Source organism: Pseudomonas agronomica (genome assembly GCF_025917275.1).
GTDB lineage: Bacteria > Pseudomonadota > Gammaproteobacteria > Pseudomonadales > Pseudomonadaceae > Aquipseudomonas > Aquipseudomonas agronomica.
Genome location: NZ_JAOSHO010000980.1, coordinates 1 through 640, shown reverse-complemented (window position 1 = coordinate 640; position 640 = coordinate 1). Strand labels below are relative to the sequence as shown.

Genomic DNA, 640 nt, shown 5'->3' with positions numbered 1-640 from the left:
TCGCGAGCAAGCTCGCTCCCACAGGGGATTTGTGGCTGGCTGTTATCAAGCCAACACATCCGCAATCACCACCAACGTATCGCCGCACTGCACCAGCCCGGGAAAGTGCCGGGCCGCGAGCAAGCCGCTGCGGGCGGCGCGGTATTCCACCGGGGCGACGCCGCTGCGGGCGGTGTCGTGGATGCGCGCCACGACCTCGCCCCGGATGACGTTTTCACCGAGGTCGCGGCACATTTCCAGCAAGCCGTTGTGCTCGCTGGCGATGAAGCAACTGGCGTCCGGCATGTCGAGCACCAACGAGGGCTGTAGCTCGATCGAGCCCCGCAAAATGCCAGCGTGGATCAATAGGTTGCGCACCCCACGCTCGGCAATCGCCACGCTGCGAGCGGTGGAAGAACCACCGCCGCCCAGCTCGGTGGTGACGAACACCTTGCCCTGGGATTCGGCGGCCGTGTCGTACATCGACCCGGCGTCCAGCTCCAGCATGCGCATGCAATACGGCGCGTTGAACGCCAGCATGCCGGCCTCGCAGCGCGCCTGTTGCTGCTTGTCCGGCAAGACGTGGCAGGCGGCGAATGGCAGGAAATCCAGGGTCCGGCCGCCGGAGTGAATGTCCAAGACAATGTCGGCCAAGGGCAAC

1 protein-coding gene is annotated in these 640 nt (G+C 65.6%); it reads right to left on the bottom strand.

Translation table 11 applies throughout. The annotated features are described in order from the left end of the window. Positions 1 to 45: 45 nt before the first annotated feature. The coding region (locus OC610_RS28490; RefSeq protein WP_264433078.1) for a succinylglutamate desuccinylase/aspartoacylase family protein at positions 46 to 640 on the bottom strand (595 nt) is incomplete at its 5' end.